The organism is Salmonella sp. SAL04157, assembly GCF_046551635.1.
Classification (GTDB): Bacteria; Pseudomonadota; Gammaproteobacteria; order Enterobacterales; family Enterobacteriaceae; genus Salmonella; species Salmonella enterica.
This window is the reverse complement of record NZ_JBGDVS010000014.1, coordinates 111,407-117,964: the sequence shown is the minus strand read 5'-3', so window position 1 is coordinate 117,964 and position 6,558 is coordinate 111,407. Positions and strand designations below refer to the sequence as shown.

The window sequence follows — 6,558 nt, the reverse complement described above, 5'->3', positions numbered from 1 at the left end:
TGTTAATCAACATGAGCAAAAACGAGCCAACATCCGCAGATGTTCGCGTAAAGTTTAAGCGCAGCGATAATCAGTCCATTCTGAGCAGAACGGAAAACTGATTATCTGATGATTACATTCTCCAGCATCAAAGCCTCGGTGAGAGTTGAAAGGTATTTACGGGATGAATAATAACAACTGTTTTTTGTAATGGAAAAATCGGAGAGAAAAAATGTGACCCGGGAGGAAATTTCAAAAGGTAATGCTGGCGACATTTGTTGCCAATAAGATAGAAAAATCAACGTTCAGGTCTGTAGCGATGAAGAAGAAAAACAGCACCCCCACCCCGCATGACGCGGCATTCCGGCAGTTTCTGGCACAGCCAGAGATAGCACGCGACTTTATGGAAATCCACCTTCCGGCCGAACTGCGCGCCATCTGCAACCTCAGTACACTCAAGCTCGAATCAGGCTCTTTTGTCGAAGATGACCTTCGCCAGTATTTCAGCGACGTGCTTTACAGCCTGGAAACGACTGAAGGGACCGGATATGTGCATGTTCTGATTGAGCACCAGAGCTCGCCGGATGTTCACATGGCCTTCCGCATGACCCGCTATGCAGTCGCCGCGATGCAACGGCATCTCGATGCTGGCCATAAAAAACTGCCGCTGGTGATACCGGTGCTGTTTTACGTGGGGAAACGCAGCCCATACCCCTACTCCACCCGATGGCTGGATGAGTTTGATAATCCGGAACTGGCGGGTAGAGTCTACGGCGGGGCTTATCCGCTGGTTGATGTGACCGTCATTCCGGATGATGAAATAATGAATCATCGCAGCATGGCGGCACTGACGTTGCTGCAAAAGCATATTCATCAGCGTGACATCGCCACGCTGACCGATCGTCTGGCCACGCTGTTGATGGCGGATTACCTCTCTTCACCCCAGGTGATTGCGCTGATACACTATCTACTACAGGCAGGCGAGTCAGCTGACTCCGAAGCCTTTGTTCGCGAACTGGCACAGCGTGTGCCGCAACACGGAGACGCACTCATGACCATCGCACAACAGCTTGAACAGAAAGGCATTGAGAAAGGACGCCTTGAAGGTATCCAGATCGGCGAAGAGAAAGGCCGTAATGAAGGCAAACTCGAAGGAAAACTCGAAGTCGCTCGTACCATGCTGCAAAATGGACTCGACCGCAGTACCGTCATGAAGATGACCGGTCTGGATGCGGAAGATCTGGAGCAAATCCGCCATTAATCGGCCTGCTACACTGAATACTGCCCCGCCAGTTCAATACTGTCGGGGCTTTCTTTAGCGTGTACCTCACGTACTCATGGGTATTAGTTCAAACCTGATCTGACAGTTTTCACCGGTATCACAAAATCAAATCTGACAGCCTGTTTACGACTCTGAACTACCTAGCTGATCAACTGCATTTCTCCAGTCTTTAAAACCGTGAAATGATGCTACAAGCTCCTGTGATTGAGTAGTTTTTACAACAATTCCCTTTGTTGACAAGGTGTTTTTCATGAGTTTTGCATGCATCTTTAATTGTCGAACATTCAGAGGTTCATTAACGATGAAACCATCGAGGGCCAGAAGAATTTCAACGCCTTGATCCTGTAAATCAAATCGGCTTATACGTTCCATCAAAAGTTCTTTAGACATTTAGTTACCTTTAAGAATAGGCGTTTTAAGATTATCGCGACGCTAACCGATCATTCGGGCCACGCGTCTGATGGCGGAACCCACCTCCGTTCTGACAATCTATCCTGGACGATAAGTATTCTTGCCAGGTTCTGGCTTGTTCCTGTCATCAGTGGCGGCGGCGTCTTCATGCTTAAGTGAGGCCAGGTACGTTTCTTCATCCACAATACGATGCGTCATCACAGGCCTGTCAGAGTGTGTTTCAGGCTTATCGTAACCGGCCATAATCCGCTGCTGTGGGTCAGTTAACGGTAGTGGTTTTTCGCCACCTCTGTTAAACCACGGCACAATATTGCAGGCTGCGTCAACGAATGCAGGGTCACCGCTGAACAGCAGTTTCTCTCCGGATTTTTCCTCCGCAATCACCATTGCTCCGGCAATGTGTTGCCCGCCCTGAGTGTAAGGGTCCGCAATCTCAATACGGTCGCCCTTATCCTGAATCTGAACAATCCCATTCTGTTTGTATTGTATGGTCCCGTCACGATTGACCGACGTCTCATAACTCTGCACGTTGTATGGTCTGATATCATCGGCCACCGCGCACACGATGGCATTCCCGGAAAGCGCCGGTGTTAAGGCATTTCGCTTATAACGATATGACCATCCACGCAGACATGAGATTGCAGCCTGGTCCTGTTTAAGTGCCTGCTGTGCAACCCATTCCTGCCGGGTGAGTTTGCGGTTAACAGGGTCCTTATAGAACGCCGCCTTTTCCTGTTTAATCTGCGCTTTTAATGCCTCATATTCTTTCTGGCGCTCCGCTTCCAGAACGCGGTAAACGACTTTCCGAATTAACGGATCGTCAAAAACATACCGGACCTGCTCTTTCTTCCAGGCATAGCGATTGGACAACGCTTTAAACTGTTTGGTCGCTTCCGTACTTTCCATCTTCGGACGTTTGAAGTCGTTGGAGTATTTTTTATATCGGTCAAACAGTTCACGCCTCGCAGCTGCGCGTGCTTCACGTCTTGCAGCCCTCGCTCCTTCATCCCGTTTATGCAACGCCGGTTCATAGCGATACATATGGAGCAGGGCATCTTCACCTGCATCATTTTCATCAAGCGTATATCGACCGACATCTTCCATTCGCTCAAACGGGCCAAGGTCATCCTCCAGGCAACTGAGTGTCAAATCAGGATGCAGGTGACTCGCTTTGATCGGCGTGACATTCTTCTCATCGAGGGAGGATACAGCTAACCCGTCACCCTTCTTGTCGAGTTTCAGTCCCTGTCTGACCAGCAGCTTATGAAGGTCAAACCAGGTCAGTTCTTCTCTGACAATCAGCTTCTCAATATCCTCCGCACACGTTCTCATGGCATAGCTGTGCAGACTTTCCTGGTCCGCATAATATTCCATCGCCACCGCGCCCTGCGGCACCGGAGGTTCATCCCGTTTTTTGAATACGATCTGCTGATTCTCGTCCACAACATAACAACCGTTTGTCGGTGTCCAGTCGTATTTGAGCTCAAGTTCACGGCAGGCCCGCTGAAGTTTAAGGCGAGTGAAGGAATCATTTGCGGCTTCGTAAGTGACAGGATGAATCCTGTTAACCGCAATATGGCAGTGAATGTTATTGGTATCCGTATGAATAGCCGCAACGTACTGATGCTCATCCATCCCAAATGATTTCAGGGTATGGCTGACACTGTCAAAAATCTGATCGTGGGTCGGGTCATCGGTGGTCGGCCATGAAAGGATATAGTGAAAAACGGGGTCCTTACAGCGGGTGTTTTGCAGGGCGACAGCATTCATTTCAACGGCAGCGGTCGCTAAACTGAAGTTATTCGTCTCACACATAACGCCATCAAATAACACTCGTTGACGCCCGTCTTCATCAATGTTCAGCGTCTGCATAACACCTTCATCACCGCTACGGGTAATGTAGTCTGTCAACAAGTTAAAGATGTCACCTTTGGATTTAGGGCGCCGCCAGTCAGGGTGATCCGGCTGAAGCGGCACATCCGGTTTATCTTCATCACGAACGAGCACATAAGAAACCAGCTTCAGAAAACTGCTCTTTCCATCGCGTCGTTTCGGAGGAATCCGCCCTATCATACTCAGCCCTGACCTACACGCAGAAGTGCTTTCTGCAGCGCAACGAGCACCTCAGAGTATTCCTTACTCAATACACCGTTACCTTCCTTGAAAAGATGTTTTTGCAAACCACCAAGACGACGAAGTTCCATGATCATTTCCGTATCACACTGCGCATCAATGCGGCGACCGAGTGCTGAACGACGCAAAAACTCACCCACACTGAGGCCAGCCAGTCTGGCTTTCTCCTGAATGGCATCCTTCTCTTCCGGAAGGCAGCGAATCCCTAAAAGCAATTCGGTCCTGTTTCGCTTCTCGCTCTTGCTCATCTGTGCCTGTTCTGGCGACCTTTTTCTCGGTGTTGTCCGGGGTTTAAGTGACTCGGGGTGTCGGGGCTTCGCCCTGACCAGGATGTTTTTTGAAGCCGACTGCGTGCAGGCGGTTCAACAAAACACATCTTGTCCCTTCTTTCAGTTCCGATTTGTTTATTATGCCTCGCATCGTCTGGATTGTCATTACACCATGAAGAAGTGATTTTGGTGGCAGTGGTTTATATAAAATCGGTATACTTTCAGGCATTGAAATTGCCTTTTATGTCACGGAGATTGCCCGAATGACGGATAAAAAATGGTACAGCGTGGAAGACATTGAACTGGCTAAAGCGGCCCTGAGTGAGATGCCCGATTTGACGCCAACTCGCCTGACCAAGTCAGCTGTTCTTGAACAGCTTAAAGATCAGATTGTTGAACTCTCACTCAAAAAGGGTTACAGCGTGGAAGACATTCGAAGCGCGCTGGATACTGCTGGCATTAAGGCAAGTGCGAAATCTGTTCGTGATGTTCTGAATTCCGCAAAGAAATCACCTTCGCGGACAGCAAGAAATAAAAATTCTGGCGCTCAGGCGACCGATAAATCTGTTCAGTAATAGCAGTATCCTGGCGCTTTGGGGAGCCCCCGGGGGCGGACGGGTCAAAGAGAATCGTCACAATAGTGGCGGTTCTCTTTCGGCGGGCGGGGGATCATTTTGAACCGGTTCAATACCGGTGAAAAATGACCGGACGTAAAAAAGGCGGAGGTCAGCCCCCGCCATTTTGATTATGATTTCAGCGCTTTCATTTTTTCCGCCATTTCCCACAATGCCCGGTTAAGTTTGACATCACCATCGATGCCATTAACCGCGCGGGTCCGTTGACGTTTCCCTTTCGCGTTCTTACCCCAAAGGCCACCTTTCGTCATGTTTTCCTGAACGCGCTGGTAGGTTGTCCAGAGATCGTCCTTATTATCTTCGTGGCGGCGAACCTGCAAAATATCATCTGGATCAAGAGGAATATGCTTTCCCTCTCCTTTGTCGTCATATTTCCAGTTAAGGGCAATCTCCGCAAAAATGCGCTGTTCGTCTTTGCTGAGGCCAATCTCTTTCATCTCACCGCGTGATTCTTTGACGCCATCGAAAATGTCCAGGACTTCGAAAGCCCCTTCAATGACCTGTCCGACAACATCGCCCTTATGCGGCACGCGGATTTCACCGAAGGTTTGCCCGCAGACCATGCCGTTCATGCACACGAAGCGGAACATGCCTGGGATCATCTGATAGCTGCTGCTGCCATCGTGACTGTTAAGGAGAATGATTTCCGGCACTTCCTCTCCCGCAATTTCCCCTTCACGGCGAAGGCGCAGCATATGCTTCGTATGCTCACGCTTTCCGGCATCGCGTGTTCTGGTCTGGCAGGCGAAAAACGGCTGGAATCCTTCTTTGCGCAGGTTATCCAGCAGAGTGATTGTCGGGATATAGGTGTAGCGATCGCTGCGGGATTCATGTTTTTCCCCTGAAAATACGCTGGGTACACAGCGCATAAGTTCGTCATTGGTCAGCGCACGTTCTTTACGGATGACATTTGCAGAACGGAAAACAGATGATAAACGGGCCATGATTGATCTCCTTGAGAGTTGCGCCTTACGGCTTCTTACTGGTGTCCCCTTTTCCGTTTCCGGATGGCGGGGAGCACGTTGCTGTGACACATGACCGCCCCGTTCCATCGGGGACTTAAACAAGGGCGATGACAAAGCCGCAGCGCAAGCGGCTGACCAGAGGGAAGACGCGCGAACGGGTGCAGGCAGCGGGCTTCAGCCTTACCTTGTTTCAGGACCGGAACGGGGTAGTGTCAGTCACAGCAAAAGTGAACACCGCTGACGACGGCAGGGAGGAAACACCAGAAGAAGCCGGTTTACCGGCTTTCATCCGCGGCCGCACGGCGGCCAGTGAGAGCCGCGTTGCCGGAACGGCAACCGAAGGCGTGTTGACCACGCTCAGAGAGTGGAATACAGACAGTAAATAAAGTGCAAAAATTGCACTTTTTAGTGCATATTTTTGTTCATTTTTTAAGTTAAAATAAGTGCAATTTTTGCACTTTATTGGATAAAAAAGATGACCGGATATGAACTGAGACTGTGGAGGAAAGGTCTTGGCTGGAGTCGTGACAGGGCTGCTGAAGAACTGGGTGTTTGCCTGCGCTCATACAAAGCATACGAGAACGCCGACCTGATCAAGCGTAACATAGCCTTAGCAACCGTGTCCCTCACCCTCCGGAATCTGCTCCCCGAATTTGGCAGAAAGCGGATGAGTGGCGAAAAAATGCGGCAGTTACTGGATGTTATGATCCGGGACGCAACGCACAACGCCTGACACTATCAGTCGCACTTCCGGTTTTATGGTCCTGGCTTGCGATATTGGAGAGGCTATCCTGATGATGTCCAGGCATACAGGTGGCCCCGTGGGTTGATGAAAATTAACTACGGGGTTTTCTGCCATAAATGAAAAAGGGATTGCCAGCGAA

Annotated in this window: 7 protein-coding genes; 3 read left to right on the top strand and 4 right to left on the bottom strand. The window is 49.9% G+C overall.

What is annotated here, in order from left to right:
* Positions 1-298: 298 nt before the first annotated feature.
* Positions 299-1,240 carry an Rpn family recombination-promoting nuclease/putative transposase gene (locus ACLJRE_RS21610; RefSeq protein ID WP_410957600.1) on the top strand — a complete coding sequence of 314 codons (942 nt, stop codon included), beginning with the start codon at positions 299-301 and terminating at the stop codon, positions 1,238-1,240.
* A gap of 144 nt (positions 1,241-1,384) precedes the next feature.
* Here ACLJRE_RS21610 and ACLJRE_RS21605 read toward each other — a convergent pair whose 3' ends face one another.
* The 3 genes from ACLJRE_RS21605 to mobA form a co-directional block, all read right to left on the bottom strand.
* Positions 1,385-1,651, bottom strand: a complete 267-nt coding sequence (locus ACLJRE_RS21605) for a glyoxalase superfamily protein (RefSeq protein ID WP_058671783.1) — start codon at positions 1,649-1,651, stop codon at positions 1,385-1,387.
* Between the two features lie 99 nt (positions 1,652-1,750).
* On the bottom strand, positions 1,751-3,745 hold the full coding sequence (gene traI / locus ACLJRE_RS21600) for a TraI/MobA(P) family conjugative relaxase (RefSeq protein ID WP_410957599.1): 1,995 nt from the start codon (positions 3,743-3,745) through the stop codon (positions 1,751-1,753).
* A 2-nt stretch (positions 3,746-3,747) separates the two neighbouring features.
* Positions 3,748-4,053, bottom strand: a complete 306-nt coding sequence (gene mobA, locus ACLJRE_RS21595) for a plasmid mobilization protein MobA (protein ID WP_410957598.1) — start codon at positions 4,051-4,053, stop codon at positions 3,748-3,750.
* Between the two features lie 284 nt (positions 4,054-4,337).
* On the opposite strand from mobA, the gene ACLJRE_RS21590 reads away from it, so the two are divergent.
* The gene (locus tag ACLJRE_RS21590; RefSeq protein ID WP_410957597.1) at positions 4,338-4,649 is read left to right on the top strand and encodes a molybdopterin-guanine dinucleotide biosynthesis protein MobC; all 312 of its coding nucleotides are present in this window, start codon (positions 4,338-4,340) and stop codon (positions 4,647-4,649) included.
* A gap of 170 nt (positions 4,650-4,819) precedes the next feature.
* Here the strand turns inward: ACLJRE_RS21590 and ACLJRE_RS21585 are convergent, their stop codons facing one another.
* A complete protein-coding gene (locus ACLJRE_RS21585) occupies positions 4,820-5,653 on the bottom strand; it encodes a DUF932 domain-containing protein (protein ID WP_000113357.1) in 834 nt (277 codons plus the stop codon).
* A gap of 230 nt (positions 5,654-5,883) precedes the next feature.
* On the opposite strand from ACLJRE_RS21585, the gene ACLJRE_RS21580 reads away from it, so the two are divergent.
* The gene (locus tag ACLJRE_RS21580; protein WP_410957596.1) at positions 5,884-6,060 is read left to right on the top strand and encodes a hypothetical protein; all 177 of its coding nucleotides are present in this window, start codon (positions 5,884-5,886) and stop codon (positions 6,058-6,060) included.
* Positions 6,061-6,558: the final 498 nt, after the last annotated feature.

What these genes read in the sequence shown, in the direction of transcription:
- ACLJRE_RS21610 (WP_410957600.1), top strand. Translation starts at nt 299, where the DNA reads ATGAAGAAGAAAAACAGCACCCCCACCCCGCATGACGCGGCATTCCGG.
- ACLJRE_RS21605 (WP_058671783.1), bottom strand. Translation starts at nt 1,651, where the DNA reads ATGTCTAAAGAACTTTTGATGGAACGTATAAGCCGATTTGATTTACAG.
- traI (WP_410957599.1), bottom strand. Translation starts at nt 3,745, where the DNA reads ATGATAGGGCGGATTCCTCCGAAACGACGCGATGGAAAGAGCAGTTTT.
- mobA (WP_410957598.1), bottom strand. Translation starts at nt 4,053, where the DNA reads ATGAGCAAGAGCGAGAAGCGAAACAGGACCGAATTGCTTTTAGGGATT.
- ACLJRE_RS21590 (WP_410957597.1), top strand. Translation starts at nt 4,338, where the DNA reads ATGACGGATAAAAAATGGTACAGCGTGGAAGACATTGAACTGGCTAAA.
- ACLJRE_RS21585 (WP_000113357.1), bottom strand. Translation starts at nt 5,653, where the DNA reads ATGGCCCGTTTATCATCTGTTTTCCGTTCTGCAAATGTCATCCGTAAA.